Source organism: Pontibacter cellulosilyticus (genome assembly GCF_014306105.1).
In the GTDB taxonomy this organism is placed as follows: domain Bacteria; phylum Bacteroidota; class Bacteroidia; order Cytophagales; family Hymenobacteraceae; genus Pontibacter; species Pontibacter cellulosilyticus.
This window is the reverse complement of sequence record NZ_JACRVF010000003.1, coordinates 360118-386860: the sequence shown is the minus strand read 5'-3', so window position 1 is coordinate 386860 and position 26743 is coordinate 360118. Positions and strand designations below refer to the sequence as shown.

General features: G+C 44.3%; 21 protein-coding genes. 14 read left to right on the top strand and 7 right to left on the bottom strand.

Translation table 11 applies throughout. The features are described 5' to 3' along the window. Window positions 1–3 precede the first annotated feature (3 nt). From H8S84_RS12485 to H8S84_RS12470, 4 genes are all read right to left on the bottom strand, one after another. Entirely contained in the window at window positions 4–675 is a 672-nt protein-coding gene (locus tag H8S84_RS12485) for an oxidoreductase (protein ID WP_187067671.1), read from the bottom strand. A gap of 9 nt (window positions 676–684) precedes the next feature. Beyond that, entirely contained in the window at window positions 685–3141 is a 2457-nt protein-coding gene (locus H8S84_RS12480) for a DUF5916 domain-containing protein (protein WP_187067670.1), read from the bottom strand. 74 nt (window positions 3142–3215) lie between these two features. After that, window positions 3216–4052 (bottom strand): CvfB family protein, encoded by an 837-nt coding sequence (locus tag H8S84_RS12475; protein WP_187067669.1) that lies wholly within the window; start codon window positions 4050–4052, stop codon window positions 3216–3218. A gap of 204 nt (window positions 4053–4256) precedes the next feature. Continuing rightward, on the bottom strand, window positions 4257–6152 hold the full coding sequence (locus H8S84_RS12470; RefSeq protein ID WP_187067668.1) for a BamA/TamA family outer membrane protein: 1896 nt from the start codon (window positions 6150–6152) through the stop codon (window positions 4257–4259). Window positions 6153–6396: 244 nt separating this feature from the next. Between H8S84_RS12470 and H8S84_RS12465 the strand changes: the two genes are divergently transcribed. The 4 genes from H8S84_RS12465 to H8S84_RS12450 all read left to right on the top strand — a co-directional run bounded on the left by H8S84_RS12465 (window position 6397) and on the right by H8S84_RS12450 (window position 9215). After that, window positions 6397–7662 (top strand): putative DNA modification/repair radical SAM protein, encoded by a 1266-nt coding sequence (locus H8S84_RS12465; protein WP_187067667.1) that lies wholly within the window; start codon window positions 6397–6399, stop codon window positions 7660–7662. Between the two features lie 83 nt (window positions 7663–7745). Next, a complete protein-coding gene (locus tag H8S84_RS12460; protein ID WP_187067666.1) occupies window positions 7746–7886 on the top strand; it encodes a hypothetical protein in 141 nt (46 codons plus the stop codon). Between the two features lie 7 nt (window positions 7887–7893). Beyond that, a complete protein-coding gene (locus tag H8S84_RS12455) occupies window positions 7894–8679 on the top strand; it encodes a TIGR03915 family putative DNA repair protein (protein ID WP_187067665.1) in 786 nt (261 codons plus the stop codon). Window positions 8680–8846: 167 nt separating this feature from the next. Then, on the top strand, window positions 8847–9215 hold the full coding sequence (locus H8S84_RS12450; RefSeq protein ID WP_230407164.1) for a hypothetical protein: 369 nt from the start codon (window positions 8847–8849) through the stop codon (window positions 9213–9215). Between the two features lie 62 nt (window positions 9216–9277). Here H8S84_RS12450 and H8S84_RS12445 read toward each other — a convergent pair whose 3' ends face one another. Next, the gene (locus tag H8S84_RS12445; RefSeq protein ID WP_187067664.1) at window positions 9278–10006 is read right to left on the bottom strand and encodes a hypothetical protein; all 729 of its coding nucleotides are present in this window, start codon (window positions 10004–10006) and stop codon (window positions 9278–9280) included. 204 nt (window positions 10007–10210) lie between these two features. On the opposite strand from H8S84_RS12445, the gene H8S84_RS12440 reads away from it, so the two are divergent. The 8 genes from H8S84_RS12440 (at window position 10211) to H8S84_RS12405 (ending at window position 19032) form a co-directional block, all read left to right on the top strand. Then, window positions 10211–12175 (top strand): DUF3858 domain-containing protein, encoded by a 1965-nt coding sequence (locus H8S84_RS12440; protein ID WP_187067663.1) that lies wholly within the window; start codon window positions 10211–10213, stop codon window positions 12173–12175. Window positions 12176–12262: 87 nt separating this feature from the next. Next, window positions 12263–14152, top strand: a complete 1890-nt coding sequence (locus tag H8S84_RS12435) for a DUF3857 domain-containing protein (RefSeq protein WP_187067662.1) — start codon at window positions 12263–12265, stop codon at window positions 14150–14152. A gap of 122 nt (window positions 14153–14274) precedes the next feature. Further along, window positions 14275–14688, top strand: a complete 414-nt coding sequence (locus H8S84_RS12430; protein WP_187067661.1) for an ArsI/CadI family heavy metal resistance metalloenzyme — start codon at window positions 14275–14277, stop codon at window positions 14686–14688. A 98-nt stretch (window positions 14689–14786) separates the two neighbouring features. Next, window positions 14787–15401, top strand: a complete 615-nt coding sequence (sigZ, locus tag H8S84_RS12425; protein ID WP_187067660.1) for an RNA polymerase sigma factor SigZ — start codon at window positions 14787–14789, stop codon at window positions 15399–15401. 112 nt (window positions 15402–15513) lie between these two features. After that, window positions 15514–16233 carry a hypothetical protein gene (locus tag H8S84_RS12420; protein WP_187067659.1) on the top strand — a complete coding sequence of 240 codons (720 nt, stop codon included), beginning with the start codon at window positions 15514–15516 and terminating at the stop codon, window positions 16231–16233. Between the two features lie 125 nt (window positions 16234–16358). After that, on the top strand, window positions 16359–17216 hold the full coding sequence (locus H8S84_RS12415) for a DUF5694 domain-containing protein (RefSeq protein WP_187067658.1): 858 nt from the start codon (window positions 16359–16361) through the stop codon (window positions 17214–17216). A 2-nt stretch (window positions 17217–17218) separates the two neighbouring features. Then, the gene (locus H8S84_RS12410) at window positions 17219–18256 is read left to right on the top strand and encodes a sensor histidine kinase (RefSeq protein WP_187067657.1); all 1038 of its coding nucleotides are present in this window, start codon (window positions 17219–17221) and stop codon (window positions 18254–18256) included. Next, window positions 18253–19032, top strand: a complete 780-nt coding sequence (locus tag H8S84_RS12405) for a LytR/AlgR family response regulator transcription factor (protein WP_187067656.1) — start codon at window positions 18253–18255, stop codon at window positions 19030–19032. The genes H8S84_RS12410 and H8S84_RS12405 overlap by 4 nt, the downstream gene beginning before the upstream one ends. Window positions 19033–19052: 20 nt before the next feature. Here H8S84_RS12405 and H8S84_RS12400 read toward each other — a convergent pair whose 3' ends face one another. Beyond that, complete coding sequence (locus H8S84_RS12400) at window positions 19053–21143, bottom strand: hypothetical protein (protein ID WP_187067655.1); 2091 nt, start codon at window positions 21141–21143, stop codon at window positions 19053–19055. An 83-nt stretch (window positions 21144–21226) separates the two neighbouring features. Between H8S84_RS12400 and H8S84_RS12395 the strand changes: the two genes are divergently transcribed. Continuing rightward, the gene (locus H8S84_RS12395) at window positions 21227–22474 is read left to right on the top strand and encodes a cation:proton antiporter (RefSeq protein ID WP_187067654.1); all 1248 of its coding nucleotides are present in this window, start codon (window positions 21227–21229) and stop codon (window positions 22472–22474) included. Here H8S84_RS12395 and H8S84_RS12390 read toward each other — a convergent pair. Next, a complete protein-coding gene (locus tag H8S84_RS12390; RefSeq protein ID WP_187067653.1) occupies window positions 22471–23271 on the bottom strand; it encodes a PorV/PorQ family protein in 801 nt (266 codons plus the stop codon). The genes H8S84_RS12395 and H8S84_RS12390 overlap by 4 nt on opposite strands. A gap of 495 nt (window positions 23272–23766) precedes the next feature. On the opposite strand from H8S84_RS12390, the gene H8S84_RS12385 reads away from it, so the two are divergent. After that, a complete protein-coding gene (locus tag H8S84_RS12385) occupies window positions 23767–26736 on the top strand; it encodes a SusC/RagA family TonB-linked outer membrane protein (RefSeq protein ID WP_187067652.1) in 2970 nt (989 codons plus the stop codon). Window positions 26737–26743 lie beyond the last annotated feature (7 nt).

Below are 26743 nucleotides of genomic sequence, written 5' to 3'. Positions count from 1 at the left end.
AGGCTACAGTTTAGCCCCTAATGCTGCAATGTCGTCGGAAGGGTAGATGTGCGTACCCTTTTGCTGCTGTGCCGCCACGTATAGCATGGCTCTGGCCACTGTCTCGGCTTCTATGGGTTTATACTTTTTCAGCGGCCCTATCATCAGTCCGCTGAGGGGCTTCATAAGCTTGAAGGCTACTTCTTCGCCGGTGCGCTGTTCGGTACGTTCGCCGAGCAGCAGCGATGGCCTAAGTATGTGCACCGCCTCAAATCCGGCCTGTTGTACATCACGCTCCATCTCTCCTTTTACTTTGTTGTAAAAGAACATAGAACTGGCATCGGCTCCTAGGGCAGATATTACTATAAACTGAGACGCTCCTTTAGCAGCGGTTACCTTTGCCAAATCTACCACATAAGTATGGTCTACTTTGTAGAAGGCTTCTTTTGATCCGGCTTTTTTGATGGTAGTGCCCAAACAGCAGAAGACATCATCTACGGCTAGTTCGGCGGCATACTGCTGCAGTTTGTTAAAATCTACTACTCTTTGCTCCAGTTTGGGGTGCAGCAGGGGTAAATCGCGTCGGCCTATAGATATTACTTGGCTGTACCTGTCGCTTTTTAGCAGCAGATCAAGGCAATGGCTTCCTACTAACCCGCTGGCTCCGGCAATAAGTGCATATCGTACTTTCTGCATAGAAATGGCTTATGCAGAAAGTACGTTTTTGATGGCGATATAGTCTATAAAGTACAGTAATTTAACAGAAAAGTTATTGTTTTGAGGGGCACTCATGGTGCGTGAAAGATTGTCGAAATAAAGTGGAGTCAGGGTATTGCTCTTATCCTGGATCGCATTCTTCCAAACCACACGCAATTCGCTGCCCGGTGCAAAACGCCAGGTATACACCAGGTCAACGTTAAATATATTGGTGTTGATGTTATTTACACTCGCTTCTATCGGCTCTAGCTGTCCATCGCTTGTAAGGCTATAGTAAGAGTTATACTTTGCCCTGAACCAGTAATGGCGCATATTTAACGAAATGCCTGTTTTGTTATTAAATATGTATGAGCCGTTAAGAGTGGTTGTAAGTACATTCAAATCACGGTCACCGAAAATAATGTTGCCGCCTTCTTTTTTGGCAAACCCGATGTTGTGCTTTTCTATACTATAGTTGTTGCCGTTTACCAGCAGTAGCTTATCATTTACCCTGAATCGTGGGTTAAAGCTGCCCCACCAGTTGCTTTGGTTGTAGCGGTCAGACTCCCAATGGCCCAAAGATGCATCAAATGCCAGGCGTTTGCGATAATCTGTGGAGATGCCGCTGCTGGCTTCGAAGGCCGGCGGCTTAACAAACACCCTCGGGAAAGTACGGGCCTCAAAATAGTCGTAGGCATTGCCGGTTCTCACTGACCAGTTAATGTGCGCACTGGTAAAGCTGCGGAACTTTACAGAATGGCCCCCGCCAAAGTTCGTACTTACAAACTCACGCGGAGCATACAGCATGCTATGGTTCACGTTCAGGCGATTATTCCAGCTTAAGAATTTCCAGATAGGCTGATAGAAGTTATAATTTACTTGCGCCGAAGTGCTTACTTCGTTGTTGTTCCTGATGTAGCCCAGATCGTTAATATCATACTTGTCAGACTCTACGCTGTGGTTCAGGCTATACTTAAAGTTGCCGCTTACTTTTGCTAGATTGATGTTATACTGGTGGCCCAGCGTTACATCTTCCCCTTCATGTTTGCCAAATAACTGGCTTACGTTACCACCGGCACGCACGGCATAGGTGTTTGTTCTGTCTGCGAAGCGAAGCTGAATACCCGAAACATTGGCATCGTAAAAATCCTGTGAGCGGGTAACATTGGTGTTGGTAAACGTAACAAAGGAGTTGTTGCGCAGTGTCTGGTCCAATACAAACACATTATAGTTAGTGAACGGGTCTGTCAGGATTTCGCGGGTTTCGCCTTCCTCGTTTTTGGCTGTGGCAAACATATTGCGGGTAAGTGCATTAAAAATACCAATGCCAAGGCCATTGCGAGTTCTACCAGATACTTTAGCGGCGTTTACCAAGCTACTAACATCCGGGTTTTCTTCCAGTGTCTCGCCGTCACTTAGAAAGGTTTTTGCTTTGCCATGTAAAAGGGGAGTACCACCAATACGGCGGGAGTAAAACAATCCTGCTTTATTAAATAATTCTGTACCCTCCGTAAAGAACTGGCGGTTTTCGCTAAACTTCACTTCGAAAGGCGATAAGTTCTGCACTTGGTTATCTGACTGTGTTTGTCCGAAGTCCGGGATTAAAGTTACATCTAAGGTAAAGGCGTCGTTAATGCCATACTTCACATCCATACCGCCATTTACAGAGTAGCTGTAATTGCTTTTGCCTTCAACATTAGAGGGATAATGGTTAACATAACCTGATACGTATGGCGTGAACTGTAACCTCACCGGCGACTCTATACTTTCAATACCAACGGCACGGCCTTCCTGGTTCACAAACCCTGAAACAGAGTTATTAACGTGATTCCAATATGATTTTTCGCGCGTGCGCCGGATAATACGCATATAGTTTACGCCCCAGGTTTGCACGGCCGCTTTCGGAAAGCGGATTGCACCATAGGGTATTCGTATTTCTACTGTCCATCCTTGTTGGTTTCGCTTTACATTACTGGCCCACACGGCATCCCAGTTGATGTCCTCTCTACCCTGGGAGATTTTTATATCTGTTTGCACACCCGCTGCCGACACAAGAAAGGCAAAGGCATTTTGTTTGTCATTGTAAGTATCCAGGTACACGCCGAACATATCAGAGTTATTCTCACCGGAGTCTCGGTCGCCTAGTTGTGTAAGTATAGAATCGGGAGCGGTGTCGTACATCATTGCCCCAATATAGATGGCATCGTTATCATACAGCATGTACACTTCCGTATTCTGTTTTGAGGGTTTGCCGTTAATTGGGTCGAACTGAATGAAGTTAGTGGCAGGCATTACTGTTAGCCATACTTCCGGCTCTAAAACACCATCCAGCACTGGCGCCTGGATAGTACGCTGAGCTGTAGTGGTTTTAAATTTTGTAGTTGCCTCAGGATTGTTTTTATCGGCAAAGGCTAGATTGGTAATAACGCAGAATGCGGTAATAAGTGGTAAAAGTTTGTAATACATTATACTTGGCTGCGGAAGGTGCAACGCAGCTGTTAAAGGTTAAGTGTTTTGTTTAAGTGAGTATGGATCATGTGTTATTTAAGGCGGATGCTGTCGTCCTCCAAAGTAATCAGTCCGGCTTTGTAGAGGCCGCCAATAGCTCTTTTAAATGTCTTCTTACTCATAGCCAATGTCTGGTAAATATCTTCCGGAGTGCTGTTATCTGATAGCGGAAGCCAACCACGGCCTTCGCGCAGTAACCGCAGAATTTTATCAGAGGCCTCATCAGACTCTGTTTTTTGTGTGGCTCCTGGTGCGCGTAGCGTAACGTCTATTTTGTTGTCAGGGCGTATGTGCTTGATGTAGCCTGTTGGGGTGTCGCCTAGGTGCAGGTCTTTAAACACTTCGTTGCGGTACAGCATACCCATGTAAGCGTTGTTGATAATTACTTTGATGCCAAGATCAGTAAAGCCTGCCACCAACAACTGCACTTCTTCGTTCTCTGTTAGCTGAATGTGCTCGTTTTGCAAGTATTTGCCTAATTTGGAGGTGGCCACCACACGATCCGAGGCATCGTCTAAGTATAAATACACGCAATATTTTTTGCCTACCTGCATCTTGTCTTTCTGGTTATTGAGCGGCACCAGCAGGTCCTTCTCCAGTCCCCAATCCAGGAAAGCGCCAAACGGGGTAACGTCGGTGCAGGTAAGGCAGGCAAACTGCCCAACCGTGGCGTAAGGGTGCAGGTTAGTGGCGATCATACGGTCCTCCGAGTCGCGGTAGATGAATACACGTACGCGGTCACCTACCTGGGCACCCTCCGGAATATACTTTGTAGGAAGCAGTATGTCGCCATCCTCAGAGGTTAAGTAAACGCCAAAATCTACTTCGCGTGCAATTTCCAGTTCGTTGTAATCGCCTAGTTCTACCATTTTGTTTGATTGGAGTATAATGTGCTGCTTTACAAAACTAACAAAAAGCGCAGAGGCCTGAAAGCAGGATTAACCTATTGTTAGGTTTAGACTGTGTAAAAACTGTAAAGTTTAACTGCGTGCTGTTAAAGAATAGCGTCGGCTAACAGCTATGGAGTAAAACAAATTATAAATCAGTAGGTTAAGCGCATTGTAGAAATTCAATTACCTGAAGTTTGCCACGCCAGGGCGAGTAAACCGGAAGTCGGTAAAATCATAATATGGGCGCGATGACTCCAGAATTCTAAAACTATCAAAGTTCTCGTTTGGCGGCAGCTTAGGATAATAGCTTAGCAATAACTGAATGGTGCTAAAGGAGAGGTACTCGTTTCTGAAACGGAACCCGATGCCATAGCCACGGTATGGGGTGTTTTTGAAAGGCGAACTCTTGTTGCCCGTTGACAGCCAAGCAACATCTGCAAACATAACGGCTGCCAGCCTGAAGCCTAACAGCGAGAATGGCGTGTACAGGTTGGCTTCATAGTTAAAAGTAACGCGCCGTGAGCCCCTCAGCAGATCTGACCTGAAGCCCCGCAGTCCGCTTTCGTTGTTTATAGCGAGCAGTTCTTCGGGATTGCGGTTAATGCCGAAGGTGGCCCTACCTTGTATGTAATGCCTTAGCTTCCAGTTGCCCCATTCCTTTAATCCAGTAAAGTATAAACTTTCCAGCTCCAGTACGCCTTGTTCCCATCTGTCGTCGCGGATAAAAGAGCCCCAGGTCGCGCTGCCATAAAAGTAGCCGGTTTGGGTGCGGTACCTGGCATAGGACGTAGAGGCGGCAAAATATCTCCGTTCTGTTACGTTTCCTTTTTCGTAGCCGCTTGTAAAAGAAACCAGTGTACCTGCCGGAATATCCTCGGTTCTGCCAAATCCAAATAAGTAGCGGTCTTTGTAGTATTTGCGCACACTATAGCCTATACTTCCCAGCATCAATACGTTACTTTGAAAGTTATCAGTTGGGATTTTTGAGTAATCCGTGTCTATCATCCGCAGGCCAACTATCAGTCTTCCGCGTGGCTCGTAGCCTAAGTGGTATGTTTTAAACTTAAATGCCCGCCCCAGCCAGACGTCTTTTCGGTTATACTTTAGGTCGCCGAAACGTGCAATGGAGTCTCCTGGGGCAAACGGCAGTAAGATCTGCTCCTCGATGTCGGCATATCCCACTGCGCCCGCATACTTGGTGTTGGTAGCGAAGAAGTCGCGGTGCAGGTAAGCGCTTTTCTCTTTATAATAATTCTCGTCAGTATAAACCAGGTCGGCGCCTATATAAGTACGGCTGATGTTTGGTATAGAGTATGCGCCGGACGCCTCCCAGGGGCGAGGACGGTTCATGTTAAATCGGTAAGTGCCGCGTACCTGGTGGCCTCGTCCCAAAAAATTAAGCTCGCGCAGGGAAATTCTGCCTCTGCCCGACGATGGAGTGAAGGAACCGGAACCGCCCATACTAAAAACGTCTTTCGTGACTACATAAACATCCACACTATCGTCGGTGGTAGTTATTTCGTTGACTACAATACGGGCATCCAGCAAATAATCCGTCTGGCGAAGTAAGCGTTCTGATTCTATTAAAGCTAAGGGCTCAAGTGGCTCGTTCCGTCTGAACAGCAGTTGGTTCCGCACCAGCCCGCGACTGGTTTTGATATGAATGGCATTGCCAGCTTTCTCAAAAAAATTGCGTGGCACACGTGTAGAATCGTTTATGGAGTAGCCAAATGCATCTAGTGTTACGATGTCGAGGCGCCTTACAATCTTGTAGTTGTGCTTCTCATACTCCCGCTGTATTAGCTCCACATCCAAACCATATACTTCTTGCTCTTTCCGGTCAAATTCAAGTATAGCATCAAGCAGTTTGCCCATAATGGTTTTCCGCTCAGACATGCGACGGAGATTATCTAGAATACGCTCATCAAATTTTTGTTTGGTGGTATCCTGTTGGGCTGTTACACTGTCCTGTTTAGGCTTTACCGGATCTTGGGCAGAGCACACCTGCGTGTACAGCAACATCAGGCCAAAAAGCATGGAGCAAAGTAGCTGTTTTACATTGGGGTGTACTGGATGCATGGGTACGGGTAGCGGAATAATTAATCTTTCTAATATAACGAATTAATACTGCAGATGTGTGGTAACGTTGCCGATTTTAAATAGAGAGCAATTTTGGGTTGGCTGTCTCAGATGGTTTTTGCTAAATGTATTAGCATAATTAGAATTGTTGATAAGTAGGTTTATAAAAATTGCTAATAATATTGGGTGATTAAGCTATAAAGTGTTATCTTTAAACCGTTGCAGAAACAAAAATGTAAAGTAAATGGAAAGCAGAATAACTGAGAAACTAAAGATATTAGCAGATGCTGCCAAGTATGATGTTTCCTGCTCATCCAGCGGTGGAAAACGCAAAAATGAGAATAAAGGATTAGGTAATGCTGAAGGCATGGGAATTTGCCATAGCTATACTGAAGACGGTCGTTGCGTTTCACTGCTGAAGATACTGCTTACTAACCATTGCATATTCGACTGTGCTTACTGTGTTACCCGCAAAAGCAACGATGTAAAGCGGGCTGCATTTACGGTGCAGGAAGTAGTGGATCTTACTGTCAACTTTTACCGCCGAAACTACATAGAGGGACTCTTTCTGAGCTCAGGCATTTTCAAAAATGCTGACTATACGATGGAGCGGTTGGTGCGTGTGGCTAAAAAGCTGCGTCAGGAGGAAAAGTTTAATGGATATATCCATCTGAAGACCATCCCTGGAGCCAGCGACGAACTCATAAAGGAGGCAGGTTTGTACGCTGATAGGTTAAGTGTAAACATTGAGTTACCCTCTGAAATGAGTCTGCAGCAACTTGCCCCGGAGAAGAACTACTCAGAGATATTGCTGCCGATGGGTAGCATTAAAGATCAACTTATACTTGCAAAAGAGGAAAAACAGCTGTTTAAGTCGGCGCCGGCGTTTGCTCCGGCGGGGCAGAGTACACAGCTTATAGTTGGCGCATCTGCCGAGAACGACCACCAGATTCTGCAGCTGTCTAACCAGCTTTACAAAGACTATAGTCTAAAGCGTGTTTACTACTCCGGCTATGTGCCTATCAGTAGCGACAACAGGTTGCCTATTATAACAGAGCCGCCCATTATCCGTGAAAATCGCATTTACCAAGCCGACTGGCTAATGCGCTTCTATGGGTTTAACGTGCAGGAGATAGTAGATGAGCAAAACCCACACCTCGACCTTGATATTGACCCAAAATTAGGTTGGGCATTACGAAACCGCCACATGTTCCCGGTAGAGATTAATACTGCCGATTATGAGATGATCTTGCGCGTGCCGGGAATAGGAGTAAAGTCGGCAAAGAAAATAGTGTCGGCAAGGCGGTTTACACCGCTTAACTTCGATAACCTGCGCCAGATGGGAGTGGTGCTTAAACGTGCAAAATATTTTATCACCTGCCAGACAAAAACAATGTATCGTCAGGACTTTGATTCTCAGACCCTGAAGCGCCGCATTCTGTTTGGTGACGGCTCAGTGAGAAGTTCCCTGCTAACGCAGCAGTTGGACTTGTTTAAACAAGTAGGCTAAATTTTATTATTAGTGCCATGGCCTCCAATAAAAAGAAATCATCTAATACGAGTCAAACCATACAAGCTAAGAAAGTTATAGTCATGAGAAAAAACCAGAAAGTAGCCCGTGTTTCCCTTTACTGCAAACTGAATATGCTGGTGCCACAGCTGAAGAACCTTTCGTCGAGGATGCAGGCAGAGGGCGGTGAGAAAAGCAAGGCAGGAACAAACAGCCACAAATAAAATTACTATGGGGCTTTACACTTACGACGGCACTTTTGAAGGACTGCTGACAGTAGTGTTTGAGGCTTACGAGCGCAAAACCTGGCCCCATACCATTGAGCAGGAGCATCTGGCGCAGCCAAGTATGTTTGGCCAGAACATAGCCGTAACCACCGACGAGGAAAAAGTAAGCCGTGTATGGAAAGGCCTACAGAAGAAGCTATCGGTTGGTGCGCTTAAGGCCTTATATCATACATACCTGTGGGAGCAACCGGGGTTCGAGATGCTGCTGTTTGATTATATGAAGCTGGCTATAGATTCTAAAGAATGTATAGAAGACAACTACGCCGCTTCATGTGTGTTGCGGGTGCAGCAGGCAGCAAAGCAAATGTTCAGGGAGAAGCACCGTATGGAGGCCTTTGTGCGATTCCAGAAAACGGCAGATGATTTATACTATGCCACCATCTCTCCTGATTTTAATGTGCTGCCCCTGATTATCCAACACTTTGAAAAGCGCTATGCAGATCAGCGGTGGGTTATTTATGACACGCAGCGCAAGTACGGCGCCTTTTACGATTTAAACGCAGTAACGCTGGTAAATCTGGAGTCACAGCCAGATAAGCGTACCAGTTCAGCGGCAAATAATATCTTTTCGGAGGAGGAAGACAAGTATAAGCAGCTATGGCAAGTATACTTTGACCACGTAAACATTCCAGAGCGGAAAAATCCGAAGTTACACTTGAGGCACATCCCCAAACGATACTGGAAATACCTTTCTGAAAAGCAGCCAAGACTGCAGCTGGAAACAAAATAATTAAACTGTTTCTAACGTTTATACGTTAAATCGCGCTTCCTACGAAACCATTCCGGCAAAAGATACGTTAAATTTAATATATAGATCTTTTATTTTAAACATGGGCAATGCTTTGGGCTACTTAGCCTCCTGCTAAAGCTTGTCTGTCTCTAAATACTTTTCATACCATGAATACACGCGTACGAAAGAAACTCATTCAAGTAGCTCGCGGCAGGGCTAATCTGATGACCTTCCAAAACCTTATTTACGAAGCCGAGCTAGGCCTTAACCTCGAAAACTCCTACGAAAAATCAATGCTTACAGAAGTTATTGATGAAATATCAGAGAGTGAGTACAAGAACGGTAGACCCTTGCTAAGCAGCCTCGTTCAAACAAAAGGTCAGAAGAACCAAGGCGATAGCTTCTTCAGATTATGTGAGCGGCTTGGACTTGGAAATTGGAAAGAATTAAAGCGAGATTCCAAATTCATAGAGGAACAGCGCGAAGCTTGCCGCAACTTCTGGAAAAACAAAGTTAATTATTCATCCTTCCTATAGAATAAACCAAAGCGGCGGCGCTTTTAGCCTTACAACTAATCACCCTTGGCCGCCGCTTTGGTTTATTTTCTTACTACCACATCCATAAATCGTCCTTCGGTTACTATTTTACCTCCAATCCACACTTGGTAAACCAAAGGAAATTTCACACCTTCACCAATATGCTGGTAATCTAGTTCATCGGCATAATAAGAATACTTGCCTGTTTCTGGATCAGGCTTAGATGACGTAAGTATTTGGCCATTCTCACTATCTATAAAAAGATCCAGTACTAAATTCTGTCTGCTGGGGGTATATACTTTTATTATATCAACAGTCTTGCCTTTATAAGAAGTACTTTCTTTATACACGTACTCTAGTGCATCGTTTTTGAGCATAGATATAAAATTTGTGAGCAGTATGCGCTGCAATCGCTTGATTTCATCCTCTGGCAGTTTTGACTTATTGCCATTCAGTATAATCCATGCACCGGTAGCATCAGTCCATCTAATTGTAGAGTCGATATCAGTAAACTGCTTCTCCTCCACATACTGTCGGCTTAAATCTAAAATATAATCAGTTCGAGTTGTAATAGTATCAGTACCATAGGAAGTTTTTAGAATAGAGTAGCTAAAAAGATTAATAGCATTTAAAGCTTTTTCACCTCCTGAAGCTTTTATCATAGCTGTTTTCGCCTTTAGGGCCTTGCGGTCACTAGCCTTGCCTTGAGCTAGAGATACAGTGCAAGTGCAAAGCAAAAAAAGTAACAGTAGCTTTCTTGTTGTGGCTAAAATGGGTTTAAGTAAATACATTATATAAGCCTGGTTCCTGTCAATATTACTTACAGTGGATAACATCGGATAAATAAAGTTGTCTAAAACATTGTCTATATAGTAATATAATGTTTTATTTATGTTAGTGTTTGTTTGAAGTTAAAATACAGGAATTATTGTAACACACTTCTTGCTCAAAATCACTACAAATTATCTCCCTTTTGAAAAATTTATTTATTGCCTATGAAAACAAAGTTTACTCTTACATCCCTTTTTTTATTGTGCTGCTTTATTTGCTATGCGCAAAACCCTCAGAAACGCTTTGGTAAAGTTGAGGAAGCAGAACTGCGAATGATGTCTTATGACAAAGATACTAGTGCGGCAGCCGTTATACTTTATGACCACGGTAGTACTAAATTCGCTTTTAACGAGAAAATACAAGTCGTTTTTGAGCGCCATATCCGCATCAAAATTCTCAAAAAAGCTGGTTACGACTGGGCAAATGTTACGGTGCCATACTATATAAATGGTACAACCAAGGAAAAAGTGAGCAACATTAAAGCTTATACTTTTAACCTAGTAGACGGGAAAGAACAGAAAGTTAAGCTGGAGTCGAAGGATGTTTTTGATGAAAAACAATCAGAGTATAAACACCTGAAAAAGTTTTCGTTGCCCAATGTAAAGGAGGGCTCTGTGTTGGACATAAACTATACTATCTACTCAGACTTTGTTTATACAATGCGGGAATGGGAGTTTCAGCATTCCATTCCGGTTGTCTACAGTGAGTACAGGGCTCAGATACCTGAGTATTTTGACTACAAGTTCCTGATGCAAGGCTATTTGTCTGTAGACGATACCAAGCAAAGCAGCGCCATGGAAAACATAACCAAGGTACAGAACAATGAATACTATTGGATTATGAAAGATGTGCCAGCCCTAAAAGGCGAAAAGTACATTACCACTCTAAGTGATTATCAGTCAAAAATAGAATTTGAGCTAGAGCGGGTTAGATTTCCGAACGAGCCTGTGCGCGTAATGACTGGTAATTGGGACGATGTAACCAAGAAGCTGCTGGAGAACGAAGATTTTGGTATACAGCTAAAAAGGAACGGCTTCTTTAAAGAAACACTGGCAGCCCTGATGGCTAAGAACAAGGAGCCGGAGCAGCAGATGAATGCTATCTATGAATTGGTCAGAAAACGCATGACCTGGAATGGCAAGTATGGCATTTACACAAAAGACCCTATCCGCAAAGTATATGAGTCTGGAACCGGAAGTGTACCTGAAATTAACCTGCTTATGACATCTATGCTGTTAGAAGCAGGATTAGATGCCTCTCCGGTACTACTAAGCACTCGCGATAACGGGCAGTTGCGCCATGGCCCACCTATGCTTACCAAATTTAATTATGTAGTGACACATGTTAAAATTGGGGATAAAGAATATTTCCTGGATGCTACAGAACCGCTTCTACCTGCCGGTATGCTTCCGGTAAGATGCCTGAATGGTATGGGAAGACTGGTAAAGAAAACCGATCATCGTTGGGTAGATATTAAGCCTGCATCCAATTACATAAAGTTGTTTAGCGCAGACCTAGCTATCAATAATCAAGGTGATATAACCGGTACAGGAACAGAGTCGGCTGGTGGATACAATGCCCTATACATGCGCAAAACAATAAAAGAAGAGGGTGAAGACAAGTATATGGAAAAGCTGGCAAAAGAGGTGGGTAACCTGAAAGTTGGCAAGCCCAAGATTGAGAACCTTAATGAACTAGGCAACTCCTTAAACCTAACCTACAACCTTACTGCCGGGGGCAGTGGACAGGTAAACGATGTAATTTACTTAAACCCAATGATGGGTCACGGAGAGAAGGAGAATCCTTTTAAGCTAAAGGAACGCATGTATCCGGTAGACTTTGCAACTCCTATAGACGAAACATACATTTGCCGCTTTACACTACCAGAAGGCTACGAAATAGACGAAGCGCCTAAAAACATCGCTGTTAACTTACCTGAAGGGCATGGCCGCTTTATGTATCTCGTGGAAAGAGAAGGTAACCAGGTGCAGATTATGAGTAAGATCAACATTAACAAAGCAGTGTTTTACGCAACAGAGTATCCTTACCTAAAAGAGTTCTATAATCAAATTGTGGCCAAACATGCAGAGCAGCTTGTAATTAAAAAAGTTGCCACAGCAAGTAGATAATAGCTGCTTAAGCTCCGGGTCTGTCTTAATAAGACTTTATTATAAGATAGACCCAGAGCTTTTTTTCTAAATTTAAAATACCACAAAATGAGGCACATCTATACTCTGAAGATGCTTGTTGCCGGCTTTTTATACTTAGCGGCAGGCATAGTAACAGCAGAAGCCGAAGACAAACCAAATATTATCATCCGGTCTGAGGAGACTGTTTTTACAGTAAACGCTATAAACAACGCTACCACTACCGTTAAAACAAAAATAACTATACTTAACCCGAACGGTGACCATCGCGCCAAGCTTTATGTACCGTATGATAAACTGAGTAAGGTTAACACTATAAAAGGCACCCTTTACGATGCGAACGGCAAAAAAGTAAAACAGCTTAAGAATAGCGATATTAAGGATGTAAGTGCAGTGTCTAACAGCTCTTTGTTTGATGACAATAGAGTAAAAGTTGCTGATCTGATCCACATTACATATCCCTATACCGTAGAGTACGAGTACCAAACTACCTCAAAGAACATGATGTTCTATCCGATGTGGATACCACTGGACGAGGAGAACCTAAAGGTAGAATCGGCAAGTCTGCGTGTAGAAATGCCAAAAGGTATGAAGCTGCGTTATCACGAAAAAAATCTGGCTGCAAAAGTAAAACAGGAGGCTACCGCTACACATGATGTATACTTGTGGGAGGTAAAAGATTTGAATCCAGTACGTAAGGAGCCATCTGGAGCCGGGTTGGAAGAACTGGTGCCCATCGTACGCACAGCGCCTACTGAATTTGAAGTAGATGGCTATCAGGGCAATATGGATAGCTGGAAAAGCTATGGCCAGTTTATAGACAAATTAAACCAAGGCCGCGACGCGTTGCCTGCCGAGACAGTACTGAAACTGCAGAGCATGGTAGCAGGCGCTAAAACTCCGGAAGAGAAGATACAGAAAGTATATGAGTACCTGCAAGGCAAAACACGCTACGTTTCTATACAGCTAGGTATAGGTGGTTGGCAGCCTTTCGAGGCAAGCTTTGTTGATGCTAAAGGTTATGGCGATTGTAAAGCACTTACAAACTATACACAAGCAATGCTAAAGGCGGTGGGTGTTAACTCTTATCAGGCCCTGATACGTGCCGGCGATGATGAAGATGACATCCTGACTGATTTCCCCAGCAGTCAGTTTAACCACGTACTGCTGTATGTGCCAAATGGCGATAACGGCATCTGGTTGGAGTGCACCAGCCAGGATGTTGCAGCCGGGTACAATGGTAGCCACACAGGCAGCCGCCATGCTTTATTAGTTACCCCTGAAGGAGGCAAACTGATAAAAACCCCTGATTATGGTATTAATGAGAATGTGCAGCGCCGAACCATTAGCGTAAAACTCGACGATAAAGGCAATGGCAAAGCAATTGTATCAACGTTATACACAGGCCTGCAGCAGGAGTCGCGCAGCGATGTGATGCACCATTACAAGCCTGATGAGCAAAAGAAGTGGATCTATCAGCAAACTAAAATCCCGGCTTTCGAAATCACTAACTTCACGCTGGAGCAGAAGAAGGAGCGCTTGCCATCTGTTACTGAAAAACTGGAACTGGACCTGCGGCAGAGCGCCACTATTAGCGGAAAGCGTATGTTTTTAACGTTGAACCTGATGAACAAGTGGAGCTATGCCCCTGAGCCGCTCGAAAACCGCAAAACAAATGTCGTTCGCTCTATGGCCTTCCTGGATTTGGATACCATAACGTATGAGTTGCCAACAGGCTACACATTGGAGCATAAGCCACAGGATGCGGTACACAAGTCGGAGTTTGGCGAGTACAAAACAAGTATAAAAGTAGACGGCCAGAGAGTAACATACATTAGATCGCTTCAAATGGGCAAAGGCACTTACAGCAAAGACCTTTATCCAAAATATATAGAGTTTCTAAACCAGATCATTAAAGGGGATTCTCAGCAGGTAGTGTTTGTGAAGAATATCCCTTAGCCTCTGTTTTAAAGATATAAGACTGAATAACAGTCTTATGTAAATTTTTTGCAAAAGGCTGCGTCTTTTTCAGGATGGCTCCGTCATCAGGTTATAAATAAAAACCGGAAAGGAGACAAGCCATGAAAAGATTTCACGTTAATGTAAGAGTAAAAGAGTTGAATGAGTCGGTTGCTTTTTATACAGCCCTCTTTGGCACTACCCCAATTGTTCTGAAAGAAGACTACGCTAAGTGGATGCTGGAAGACCCGCGGATAAATTTTGCCATTTCTCTTCACCCTGATAATGCAGGTATAGAGCACTTAGGTATTCAGGCCGAGAGCGAAGAAGAATTAGCAGAAGTGTATGGCCGTTTAAAGAAGGCAAAAGGCGCTATCCGAGAAGAGGGAAAATGCACCTGCTGCTATGCTAAGTCGGAGAAATCGTGGATAACAGACCCGCAAGGCGTAGACTGGGAGGCGTTTTATACTTTCGGGGAGGCTACGGTATACGGAGAGGGTGCAAACGCTAAAGCTACAATAACAGAGACAGTATAAGCCATTTAGTACAAAATAAAACACATCAATAGCAGCGACGGCAGGTTGTTTATACTTGCTGTTGCTGCTATATTTATTTTATTTTCGTTTATTTAAGTATGGAAAACTGCTGCACCACCCCAAATAATGCTGGCAGGGCAGCCGATGATAGCTGTTCTGCAGTTGCCCCGGTGTTTCTGGCTTACGAGGCCCAACTAAAGGGATTTGTGCAAAAGCGCATACTGGATAAAGATGAAGCTAACGACATTCTGCAACAACTCTACCTGAAAGTATACAAAAACTGCGAGCAGCTGCAGGAGGTGAAGAATACAAAAGCATGGCTGTACCAGATAACGCGCAACGCCGTGTACGATTTTTTCAGGGAGAATAGCCGCCGTCAAAGTATAGCTGACTTGGAGCTTGCAGAAGGCGAGCTGCCAGAAGATACCCGGCATGATGTAGAAGCACTGGTAGAACCGCTTATTAACCTGCTACCTGCCGAGTATGCAGAGGCACTGCGCCTGAGTGAACTGGAAGAGATTAGCCAGAAAGAGATTGCGGAACGGTTGGGCATATCTTATTCGGGAGCTAAGTCGCGGGTACAACGTGGGCGTGAAAAGCTTAAAGCGCTGTTTCTGGAGTGCTGCCATCTGGAATTTAGCCATGACGGACAAGTAACAGGAGCAAGCGTAAAAGAAAGTTGTAAACCATTGAAGCATCTTAGCAAAGCGTAAGTCTGGTACAAAGCTAAATCTTCCTGCTTCAGGGTTCTTTATTCCTGTTTCATGCTATTGTCTGTTTCTCGATGGTTTAGTCTTAAGTAGTTTTGGGTATAAACTTAAAACTATGAAAATAAGATTGAACCTAAAGTATGTACTAGCTTTCCTGCTGCTAACAATGCTGGCCGGATTGTCGCATGAGATGGTACACCACGTAGCGGGTGCGGCTATCTGTGGCTGCTGGGGCTACAAAACCTTCAACTCCTTTGTACTTTGCTCTTCCTGCGATGGTAACCCCAACAGTTTTTGGGCAACCGTAGCCGGGCCTGCTTTTACCTTTGGGCTAATGTGGTTTGGCTGGTACAAACTGCGTAAGCCTGATAACAGGAACAGGCAGCTTGGCTTTGCACTCATTTTCGCCAACTTTCCTATTAACCGCATTATGTTTGCCTTTATGGGGTATAATGATGAGCAATGGGTAGCCAGGCAGCTATACGGAGATTCTCAGATCGCCTTTTGGATTACCATCATCCTAATCCTGATTTGTACTGTACCACCATTAACCGCCGCTTTTCTGCAAATCGAAAACCGCCGTCGCTGGCTATGGTTCCTGGGTTTCTTTACGCTTCCGTTTGTGTTCGTTATACTTTTCGCGGGCCTTTTCCTGGAAGAGTACCTGCTGCTGAAGCTTAAATTCCTGAGCGAGCCTATAGTTGGTATACCTTATTTACTGCTGCTCGTGGAGGTGCTATGCCTTTTGGGCTACAGCCTAACTAAAAAGTATCTCTATACCCCACCCGAGGTGGCTGTAACCGAAGCGCAACCACAGGTAGCAAGTATAAATTAGATTGCTGCTTCGCACTGTAAGTTTCCCATTTCAGCTATACTATGTCCGGCTTCAGATGTGCTTCTGTTCCGGAAAATGAGTCTCAGATTTACATTTGATTATTATTAACCACTCAAAATAAGACTATGAAAAAATTACTTGTTTACCTTCTGGCTTGCCTGCTGCCTGTTTTGGCGGCAGGTCAATCCAACCAGTCTAATGTAGGCAAACCAAAGATTCTGATTGTTGGAACCTATCACTTCGGCAATCCTGGGCTAGACGTTTTTAATCCAAAGTTCGACGACATGCTGGCAGAAAAGCGGCAGCGGGAGATTGAGCAGGTGCTGGAACTGCTTAAAATTTACAAGCCAACCAAGGTAGCCGTAGAGGCCTTTGCCACACCAAAAGTAGATTCAATAATACAGTTGAAGTATAAAGGTTATCTGGCTGGCACAACTCAGCTAACAGCTAACGAACGAGAGCAACTGGGCTTCAGATTGGCTAAGTTGATGGGACATCAGCAAGTATACTGTGTAGATGCTAATGCAGAATTTGATTTTGGGAAGGTAATGGCGTTTATGCAGCAAAACAACCAGCAGGATAAGCTGCAGGAGTTTATGGCACATGGGCAGCAAACAACAGAGCAAAAAAACCAGCAAATTGCCACGCTAACTCTGCCGGAGTTGCTCTACGATATAAATAAGCCAGAGAATATATTGGCGCACCACCAGCCATATTATATGGCCATGACCATAGGGAAAGGCACTAACTACGTTGGAGCTGATCTGGTGGCAGACTGGTACAAGCGTAACATCAGGATTTTTGCTAACTTGAACAGGATAGTTTCAGGACCTGAAGAACGCATAATTCTTATAATAGGTGCCGGTCATGTAAAATACCTGAGAGATTTAATAAAAGAGTCGCCGGATCTGGAATATGTGGAGGCGAATGATTATCTGAGGCCTGTGCAGGCAAAGAGAAAGCAACAAAACAAAAAATCATAATTATGTTGAATACCCGAAGGCTCCGGTTTATTAGCTCGCTGTTTATTGCAGCCTTGCTGTCGGTGATAGCGTTTGCAGCCAGTTACCTGGAGCCATCGGGGTTTAACGTATGGGTATTTCTGGCGCTTACCGCATTTCTGTTCCTGATCTGGGAATGGGCGGCCTGGGTTTCGAGTAAGCTGGACAAGACCGTTTTGTGGTCGGAGGGGCTGGGTAAACGATTATTTCTGCAGTTGTTTTATACTTGCCTCGGCGCCTTGGTAATTTGTAACATCCCGTATGGTATTTACAAATGGTACAGCATTACTTACCTAGAAAGACCCGGAAGCATAGGTTCGCTTGGGTATGTATTGCTGATGGTAAACGGCTTCATACTTTTTTTTGCCTTTCTGGTAACAGGTCTGCAATTGAGCTTATACTTTATGGAGAAGTGGAAAGACGCTAAAATAGAGGCAGAGCAGCTTCAGAAAGAAACGGCAAAGGCGCAGCTTGATGCCATCAGAAGCCAGATAGATCCGCACTTTCTTTTTAATAACTTCAATACACTTTACGGCCTGATACAGGAGTCGCCTAAGCTGGCAGGCGAATACCTACTGCAGCTGTCTGATATTTATCGTTACATCCTTCAGCACCGAGAACAAGAGGTAGTGCCGTTAAATGAAGAGGTAGAACTGGCGAAATCATACTTGTTCCTGCTGCAAAACCGCTATGGAAATGCACTATGTGTAGACTGGAACCTGAATGCAGATAATTCTTCCTTTTACCTGCCACCGCTTACGCTGCAAATGCTGCTGGAAAACGCCATCAAGCACAATAGCATAGAAGAGGAGGAGCCGTTGCGTATCTGGATAAGTATGGAGAGGGATGGTTATCTGGAAGTAAGCAATTCGGTAAAGAAACGCCACGACGTGCACTCTACAAAACTAGGCCTTCAGCAACTGCAGCAGCGCCTGAGCTACCTTACCGACAAAGCCATGCAGGTAACAGATGACTTGCAGTTGTTCAAAGTTAGTGTACCACTTCTAACGTTAAGCCGATGAAAGTACTGATAGTGGAAGATGAGCAGATAGCAGCACGTACCCTCCAGAACCTGATCCTAAAGCTTGAGCCGCAGGCAGAGATCATTGACATTATTCCCACAGTGAAGAAGACAACAGAATTTCTGCAGTCTAACCCAGATCTCGACCTGATTTTCTTTGATATACATTTAGCTGATGGCTCCGTGTTTAAAGTTTTTGAAGAGGTAATCCCACAGGCACCTGTGGTGTTTACCACAGCGTACGATGCTTACGCCGTTAAGGCTTTTGAGTTGAACAGCCTGGATTACCTGCTCAAGCCTATCCGAGCAGACAGGCTACAACAGACTCTGGTTCGTTTTAAGCAACAGCGGGAAACGTTTGCTGCACCAGTGCTGCATAAACTACAATCGGTACTGCAAGGCCTGCAGCAGCCACAAGAAAAGTATAAAAGCCGTTTTCTTGTAAAAGCCGGATCCAAGTTACTGCCCATAGAAGTAGAACAGGTAGCTTATTTTTACCGCGATGACGAAGTGGTACAGTTGATGACATTTGAAGGGAAGCGCTATTCTGTTAACTACAGCTTAGAGGAGCTTGACGGCACTCTAAACCCGACACAGTTTTTCCGGCTTAACCGCCAGACTATAGCCAACTTTCATGCCCTCGCCGAGATACACAGCTACTTTAAAGGAAAACTGAAGATAGAGCTAAAACCGGCGGCTACTCATGAAGTAATTGTGAGCCAAGAGCGCGCATCCGATTTTAAAGAGTGGCTGGAGGGAGAGCGACAAACGCTCTGATGGTCAGATCCTAGGCCTAGTCAAAACTTATACCTTAACTGCGCCTTCACATCCGACCTCCTTGAACCTTCTATGGTCTCTAAGCCTGAGCCAATGGTGTCCTGGTTGCGGTAGTGCGTAAGGCCATACTTTACCCAAACATCCATATTCCGGAAAAGGCTAAACTGAAGTAACGCATAAACCCTGGTGCCCTTTCCGCTGAAGGCAGGGATAGAAAAAGCATAAAGCACATCACGTTCATACACATACTGTCGGGTATCATAGCTATCGGTGTCGAAAATGGAATAGCGGGTGCTAAGGCGGACATTGCCAAAGTTAAAGTTAAAATCCTGGGCGATGAGGTAACCTGTTTGCTGCGGCGATTCCTGCTCATAACTGCTAAACTGAACCCTGGATTTTAAGGTAACTGTTTTAGTCGGAGCAAACTCATAATATAACAGGTAATTCCGTCGTAGCGTCTGCGCAACATAGTCTATACTTGTGGTGTTGTTGGCGGCGTTTAATCCTTTGCTTTCGGTGCGAAACTGCGCATACAAACTGCTCTGGCGGTTCGGTTTAAAGTATAAACGCACCAGATACTCATCGCCCTGTGAGGGGGCGTCTACCCGGTAGCGCAGCCACGGAAACCGGAAGCGGTCGTAGTAAGCCGTCAGTTCCCATTTGGCAAAAGGCTTTAGTTTGATGCCGGTGTATAAACCACGCTCATTAATGTTTCGGGTAGCCTCGCCAAACGCTCCGCCATAGAAAGTATGGAAATGGCGTGCATAGTTGCGGTACACCATCGCTAGCTCTACTTTATTGGATAAATTAGCGATAAAGCCATTGACGGTACCCATTCCACCGCTTTTGCTTACAGCCGTTTCACCGAACAGATACACGTTCTGCCAGGTATAGCTGTAGTTGGTGCCAATGTTATAGTTGCTGGTGCCTCCAAACTCAAAGCGCTGGTATGGTGCCCCTGCTTTTTGGACCGGAGAACTGTAGTGGGTGCCTATCGCGGTTAATCCTACCGTTAATGACCTGTCATCAGACAAGAAGTTAAGGTTACTACCATAAATCTGTTCCCGCACTTGATCCTTATTAGCCAACTCAGTTAGAGTACGATGGAAGCCTGTTGTCTGGAAGCCGGTAAAAAAGTCGCTGAATCGGCTTAGCGTGTCCTGCTGCGCCTGCACATTGGCATCTATCAGCTTGTTTGAGTAAAAGCCTGTTATATCTACTTTGCCCAAAGTATAGGTTATCGCTCCGCCTCTGAAAAAGGCATATTCCAGCACAGAACTATAAGGCCTTATGCCCAAGTTAGCCCTGCTCACAGTTGTAATTGTTTCGCTCCCTTTGCCCACACTGTAACCTGACGATAACAACAAACCTTGCCCGATCTGCAGTTGATAATCTCCGAGGGCTATAGTTTTAAACTTCCCTTTGTTGTAAAGCTGTAAGTGTGCTGAGTAGAAATCGAAGCCGTAGCGGTGTGTGGTGGGACTCCATGTAAACTCCTCTCCAGCGTCTTTCTCTGCTGTAATGCCCAGGCTGTAGTCGCGGGTGTGGCTTACGCGGTAGCGCATGTATAGCTTGTCCGGAGATCCTGCGTACCGGCTGCTAGCGCGTCCGTTGGTATCGAGGGGCATATAACCCCGGCGTTGCTGCAAGGTGCGCTCATAGCGAAGTATAAGCGCATTGTTGTCTTCACCGATCACCCGTTGCCACAATGGCCGCTGATCTGCGTTTAAGCCAGCATCATCTACATGTACAAAAGGCACCAGTTGGTAGATGGTAAGCAGATCAAAATCAGGTATGGCCTGTAGCTCATAAATACTCAGCAGTTTTCCGTTCTCAGCTGTATACTTAAAAAAGGAGGCGATCTGTGGGCGCGAAAGTATAAACAGTGAAGCTAATTCTTCTGGGGTGGTATGGTTCAGGTTAATAGGGCGCTGGTAGTATTGAAATAACGTTTCGTCAAAGTCCTCATAGGGAATATCGTCTTCTTCCTGTTGGGCAAACAGCTCCTGTACAAAAAGGTCAAAATCTATTTGCTGGCGTGGATACTCCTGCGCCTGCACATGGCGTATGGGTAAAATTATAAGCAGGCATAAAAGTAAAGTTCGCATCATAGGCCTCTACAGCTGCATCGGAAAAACAATATCTTGTGTAATACACGTACTACCACTACTATACATCACCTATAAATAGTTACATGGAGTTTTTCTATATCTTCTCGGCTATACTTGTTATTTCTGCAGTATTCGCCTATATCAACCAGAAGTACATCGGACTGCCCGGTGCTATTGGTTTGCTGCTGGCAGGTTTGCTCATCTCGCTTCTTGTGCAAGGTTTGGGAGAGGTTTCGCCAGCCTTTGAGGCTTCTGTGGAAGGGTGGCTTCGCGAAATAGACTTTTCGGAAGTACTACTGGAGTTTATGTTAAGTTTCCTGCTTTTTGCAGGTGCGCTGCACACCGATTTCGAGAAGCTGCGGCAGAGCAAGTGGCCTATACTTGTTTTTGCTACCATTGGGGTAATGATTTCGACTTTCGTAACGGGCACCGCTTTTTACTACTTGTTGCAGTTGCTCAATCAACCTATAGAGTACATCTACTGCCTGCTGTTTGGTGCCCTTATTTCACCTACCGACCCGATTGCGGTTCTAGGCATATTAAAGAAGGCCAACATACCCAAACAACTGGAGGTAAGTATAACTGGCGAATCACTTTTTAACGATGGGGTAGGCGTTGTGGTGTTTATTGCCCTGTTTCAGGTAGCTCAGCGTGGTGTAGAGAATATTTCTGGTAGTTTTATCGGGGAGCTGTTTCTGCTGGAGGTTGGCGGCGGCATTGGCCTGGGTTTGCTTATTGGCTATGTTGCTTTTTACTTTATGAGGCGCATCGATCACTACCAGACCGAAGTGCTGATATCCTTGGCTGTAGTTACAGGTGGGTACACTATCGCCCATTTATTTCATTTTTCCGGGCCACTTGCCATGGTTGCTGCCGGCCTGCTTATTGGTAACCAGGGTACACAATTGGCTATGAGCGAGATCACAGCAGATTACCTTACAAAGTTCTGGGAAATGGTGGATGAGGTACTGAACGCTATACTATTTGTACTAATTGGATTGGAACTGATGCTGATCCCGTTTCACAGCAACTATATTATTGTTGGGCTAATCGCGACGGTAATTGTGCTGGTGGTACGCTATATTGCCTTGGCCGTACCTTCTTATACATTGCGGCTAAACCGGGCATTTGCTCCTAACACGCTGCCTATCATGACGTGGGGTGGCCTACGGGGTGGTATCTCCATTGCACTGGCACTTTCCCTTACTACCGACATGCACCGTGAATTTATAGTTGCCATCACCTATACTGTTGTATTGATATCGCTTACACTACAAGGTTTAACTATAGAGCCTTTTATTAAGCGGCTTTCACAGAAAATGCACCCTTAAATTGCTTGCCTTTTAATAAATAAGTAAGATACCGATAGGTGATGGCTGTTGCCTAAAAGAGTGGTGTTGCCAAACGCATAATCTACTAGTAAGTGCCTGGCCTTGAAGCCTGCGCCAAAGGTAAACATGTTGGTAAGAGATGTAAAGCCGCTGCGTAAATAGAGTTTTTCTTCTAGCGCTTGGTACTCCAGCCCTGCTTTGAAGGTGGCATCATGGTCTATATTTTTTTCTGTTTCTGCGGTGATCAATAACTTTCGGTAAGGACGGTACGCTAGACCTGCTTTCATGATAGTTGGCAACCTTTCGTCTTCGAAAGCAGCTAGCTTAGCTTGGTTTACATTAGAAGCATAAGCGCCAAAGTATAACTCTGGTATCACCTCAGCCTGGCCACCCACAGATACTGCAGCTGCTTTCTGGCTCCCATAGCCTTCCACAGCAATTTGCCATACATCCAGCTTTGCTCCCAAACTAAACTGCCCCAACTTATGGGCAATACCAACTCCTAAGTGCTGCTGGCTATAAAGCTCATCCCCGAATCTGCTAAAGCTAACACCATATACCCCATACTTGATAGTGGGAAAAGCAGCTAGCAGGGCTACAGTACTCAGCTCCCGCATCCCAAATCTGTTTTCTGCATATACTCCTAACTGAGCCTGTTGTAAGCTTCCTATTCCTGCTACATTGTTGTGCAATGCCCACAGGTCGGGTAAGGTAACAGAAGCATTGCCTAAAGCTGCCGCACGGGCACCGAAAGGCGCATCAGTTTGCCCCAGAGCTGATGTTGAAATTATGCTCAAAAGCAATAATCTGAAAAAAGTATTAATATTTACAACCAACTGTAGATTATAACTTTACCAATATCAAGCTTATACGATCCTTCATATTTAAAGATTAAAATGGAGGTAATATTGATATTTTTAAACCTTTCTGACTAAACCCAATATTGTACCAGCCCTTGATGAATGTTTAAATACCTATTATGAACCATAAAATGAATAAAACAAAAGAAAGAATTTTTCTCTTAATATATTGTAATAATCATATTATTGAGCAAGTTTTTTATGTAAAAGAATAATAATTAAAAGAATCTAAGTTAGCACATTAAGAGGAGTGGAATTAGATAAAGATGGAGATTGAATAAGCAAACAAATTGTTGAATACTAAGTATTTATATCAGGCGATACACTTCTGTTGCTAAAGTGGCGAATCCCTTCAGGTATTCCTTGTTAGTTTGTAGCAGCAAAAGTCGTGCTGTCCAGTTTTATTTAATGTTCAACAAAAAAATACATCTCATGAAGAAAATTTTACTCCTGTGTTTTGTGTTGATGCTAGCTTTGTTACATCAAAGTATAGCTCAAGACAGACCCGTAACAGGTAAGGTGGTCGACGCGCAGTCTGACCAAGGCCTGCCTGGCGTTACTGTCGTTGTAAAAGGTACCTCGACAGGGATCACAACGGATGCTTTTGGTAATTTTTCAATTACAGTTCCTGAGACAAATCCAGTACTGGTGGTCTCATATATAGGATATACAAGACAAGAGGTGCCCGTTGGTGCTCAATCCAACATAACTGTACGATTGCAACAAGATAACCAACAACTAAGTGAGGTTGTGGTGCTAGGATACAGTGAGCAAACCAAGCAGAAACTGATAAGTTCTGTGTCTGTAGTTGAATCTCAGCAACTTGAAACTGTACCGCTTGCAGACGTTAACCAAATTATACAAGGTAGAGCTCCAGGTGTTCTGTCTACTGTAGGTAGTGGTCAGCCGGGTGCCGCAGCTAATATACGTATTCGCGGTACTGGATCAATTGATGCTGGTAGAGGACCATTGTATGTTATTGACGGTGTAATAATTGAATCTGGCGACTTTACAAGGAACACACCTACTGCAGACTTATTAAGCACCATTAGCCCAAGTGATATAGAAAGTATATCAATCTTGAAAGATGCAGCTGCCACAGCGCTTTATGGTTCAAGGGCAGCCAATGGTGTGGTGCTTATTTCTACTAAAAGAGGTAAAGCAGGGAAAACACAGTTTACACTTCGTACACAGTATGGCCAAACAATTCCTAACCATGGCGACTTTGATGTACTGAACTCGCAGCAGCTTACCGAATACGACAGAGAAGGACTTCGAAACTTAGGGTTGTCTGAAGCAACTGTCTTACGTCTGCGCCCAGATAGAGATGTTGATACTGATTGGATTGATGCTGCCTTTAGAAATGGTACTACCCAAAGCTATGACCTGTCTGCTGCAGGTGGTAACGAAAATTTAAGATTCTTCTTCTCTGGCGGTTACTTCAACCAAGAAGGTATCCTGATAGGTAGTGAGTTCAGCCGCTACTCAACCAGATTTAACCTCGATAACAATCCATCCAGCAGGTTTAGCTGGGGTGCTAACCTTAATATCTCTTATACAGACCAATTATCTGCATCACCAGGAAACCAGTTCAATAGTCCTTTGCTTGGTAGTTACACCATGTTGCCATGGGATAGAATTTCAGATCCTGTAACGGGAGAACTACTTGTCGGAAGAGAGTTTGAAAGTTTTACACAGGATAACTTTGTCCGCTCAACTGGACTTAACCCTACGGTTACAAACACATTAAGAGGTATAGGTAACGCCAGAGGTCGCTTCGAAATCATTCCGAATCAATTGAGCTATAAACTGGTGCTAGGAGTAGATTACACTGGTATAGACGAGGATGACTTCACTGATCCAACTACTCCGGATGGATTTGACTCTCAGGGTAGAAAGACCAACATATTTAGCCGGAACATTACACTTACCGCACAAAACCTGCTAAACTATGCTAAAACGTTTGGAGAGGCACATAATTTTACAGCACTTGTTGGTTATGAGGCGCAGCGGTTTGAGCGAGATGGTTTTGATGTATCGGGTACGGGATTTGCATCTGGCCGCCTTACAAACCTAGGAACTGCAGCAACTGCAGAGTCTATTGGTGGTACTGCTACAGATTATTACTTCCTGTCTTATCTAAGCCAGATTAATTACGACTACCAAAACAAGTACTTCTTTACAGGTAGCTTCCGCCGAGATGGTTCTTCCAGATTTGGTGCTAACAATAGATGGGCAAATTTTGGTGCTGTAGGTTTATCTTGGATTGTCACAAATGAGTCCTTTTTATCAGGAACTGATTTCCTGTCAAACTTAAAACTGAGACTGAGTTATGGTATCACTGGTAACGCAGACATTGGTAACTTCGCATCAAGAGGTTTATACTCTTTCACAGCTGCTTATAATGGTTTACCTGCTAGTTTACCATCACAACTCGAGAATGCTGACCTGACCTGGGAGAAAAACAGAACTTTTAACGCAGGGCTGGACTTCGGATTGTTTGAAAGAGTAAATGCCAGCGTAGACTACTATATCAGAAGCTCTGACGACCTGCTGTTACAAGTGCCAATTTCATCGACATCTGGTTTTACTACCTTTATTCAAAACGTAGGGGAGGTAGAGAACAAAGGTCTGGAAATTGTGATATCATCGCAGAACCTAACCGGAGGTTTTGCCTGGACAACAGACTTTAACATAGCAGGTAACCGCAATAAAGTTAAAAAACTTACTGGAGGGCAGGATATACCAAACGGAACGCAGGTTATCAGAGAAGGGGAGCCTATTCGCTCTTTCTACCTGAGAGACTATGAAGGTGTGGACCCTCAAACTGGTAGACCGCTTTGGAAAGACGGTGAAGGTGGAGTTACAGGTAGCTATAATGCGGCACCTAGAATGATTGTAGGAAACGCTGAACCGGACTTCTACGGTGGTTTAAACAATACATTTAAGTGGAAAGGTATTGAGTTATCAGCCTTTATCTACTTTATCGAAGGTAATGACATTTACAATCAAACCTCACAAATTTTGGACAGTGATGGCTTGAGATATGGTTTCAACCAATCTGATGTAGTGCTGGACCACTGGAGACAGCCAGGTGATATATCGATGCGTCCTTTCCCTATTGCCGGGTCTGGTAACAACAATGCACATGGCACCTCGACCAGGTACCTGGAAGACGGGTCCTATATAAGACTTAGAAACGTAGTATTATCCTACAATCTGCCAAAGCCATTTATCAGTAAGGCAGGCTTATCAAGTGTAAGAGTTTATTTGCAAGGCCAAAACCTTGTAACTATTACAGACTACACTGGATTTGACCCTGAGCTTGCAGAAAATGGTACAGAATTCTTCCGTTATCCAAACGGACGAATAGCCACATTTGGTGTAGATTTTGGATTCTAAGCAATTG

What these genes read in the sequence shown, in the direction of transcription:
- H8S84_RS12485 (WP_187067671.1), bottom strand. Translation starts at nt 675, where the DNA reads ATGCAGAAAGTACGATATGCACTTATTGCCGGAGCCAGCGGGTTAGTA.
- H8S84_RS12480 (WP_187067670.1), bottom strand. Translation starts at nt 3,141, where the DNA reads ATGTATTACAAACTTTTACCACTTATTACCGCATTCTGCGTTATTACC.
- H8S84_RS12475 (WP_187067669.1), bottom strand. Translation starts at nt 4,052, where the DNA reads ATGGTAGAACTAGGCGATTACAACGAACTGGAAATTGCACGCGAAGTA.
- H8S84_RS12470 (WP_187067668.1), bottom strand. Translation starts at nt 6,152, where the DNA reads ATGCATCCAGTACACCCCAATGTAAAACAGCTACTTTGCTCCATGCTT.
- H8S84_RS12465 (WP_187067667.1), top strand. Translation starts at nt 6,397, where the DNA reads ATGGAAAGCAGAATAACTGAGAAACTAAAGATATTAGCAGATGCTGCC.
- H8S84_RS12460 (WP_187067666.1), top strand. Translation starts at nt 7,746, where the DNA reads ATGAGAAAAAACCAGAAAGTAGCCCGTGTTTCCCTTTACTGCAAACTG.
- H8S84_RS12455 (WP_187067665.1), top strand. Translation starts at nt 7,894, where the DNA reads ATGGGGCTTTACACTTACGACGGCACTTTTGAAGGACTGCTGACAGTA.
- H8S84_RS12450 (WP_230407164.1), top strand. Translation starts at nt 8,847, where the DNA reads ATGAATACACGCGTACGAAAGAAACTCATTCAAGTAGCTCGCGGCAGG.
- H8S84_RS12445 (WP_187067664.1), bottom strand. Translation starts at nt 10,006, where the DNA reads ATGTATTTACTTAAACCCATTTTAGCCACAACAAGAAAGCTACTGTTA.
- H8S84_RS12440 (WP_187067663.1), top strand. Translation starts at nt 10,211, where the DNA reads ATGAAAACAAAGTTTACTCTTACATCCCTTTTTTTATTGTGCTGCTTT.
- H8S84_RS12435 (WP_187067662.1), top strand. Translation starts at nt 12,263, where the DNA reads ATGAGGCACATCTATACTCTGAAGATGCTTGTTGCCGGCTTTTTATAC.
- H8S84_RS12430 (WP_187067661.1), top strand. Translation starts at nt 14,275, where the DNA reads ATGAAAAGATTTCACGTTAATGTAAGAGTAAAAGAGTTGAATGAGTCG.
- sigZ (WP_187067660.1), top strand. Translation starts at nt 14,787, where the DNA reads ATGGAAAACTGCTGCACCACCCCAAATAATGCTGGCAGGGCAGCCGAT.
- H8S84_RS12420 (WP_187067659.1), top strand. Translation starts at nt 15,514, where the DNA reads ATGAAAATAAGATTGAACCTAAAGTATGTACTAGCTTTCCTGCTGCTA.
- H8S84_RS12415 (WP_187067658.1), top strand. Translation starts at nt 16,359, where the DNA reads ATGAAAAAATTACTTGTTTACCTTCTGGCTTGCCTGCTGCCTGTTTTG.
- H8S84_RS12410 (WP_187067657.1), top strand. Translation starts at nt 17,219, where the DNA reads ATGTTGAATACCCGAAGGCTCCGGTTTATTAGCTCGCTGTTTATTGCA.
- H8S84_RS12405 (WP_187067656.1), top strand. Translation starts at nt 18,253, where the DNA reads ATGAAAGTACTGATAGTGGAAGATGAGCAGATAGCAGCACGTACCCTC.
- H8S84_RS12400 (WP_187067655.1), bottom strand. Translation starts at nt 21,143, where the DNA reads ATGATGCGAACTTTACTTTTATGCCTGCTTATAATTTTACCCATACGC.
- H8S84_RS12395 (WP_187067654.1), top strand. Translation starts at nt 21,227, where the DNA reads ATGGAGTTTTTCTATATCTTCTCGGCTATACTTGTTATTTCTGCAGTA.
- H8S84_RS12385 (WP_187067652.1), top strand. Translation starts at nt 23,767, where the DNA reads ATGAAGAAAATTTTACTCCTGTGTTTTGTGTTGATGCTAGCTTTGTTA.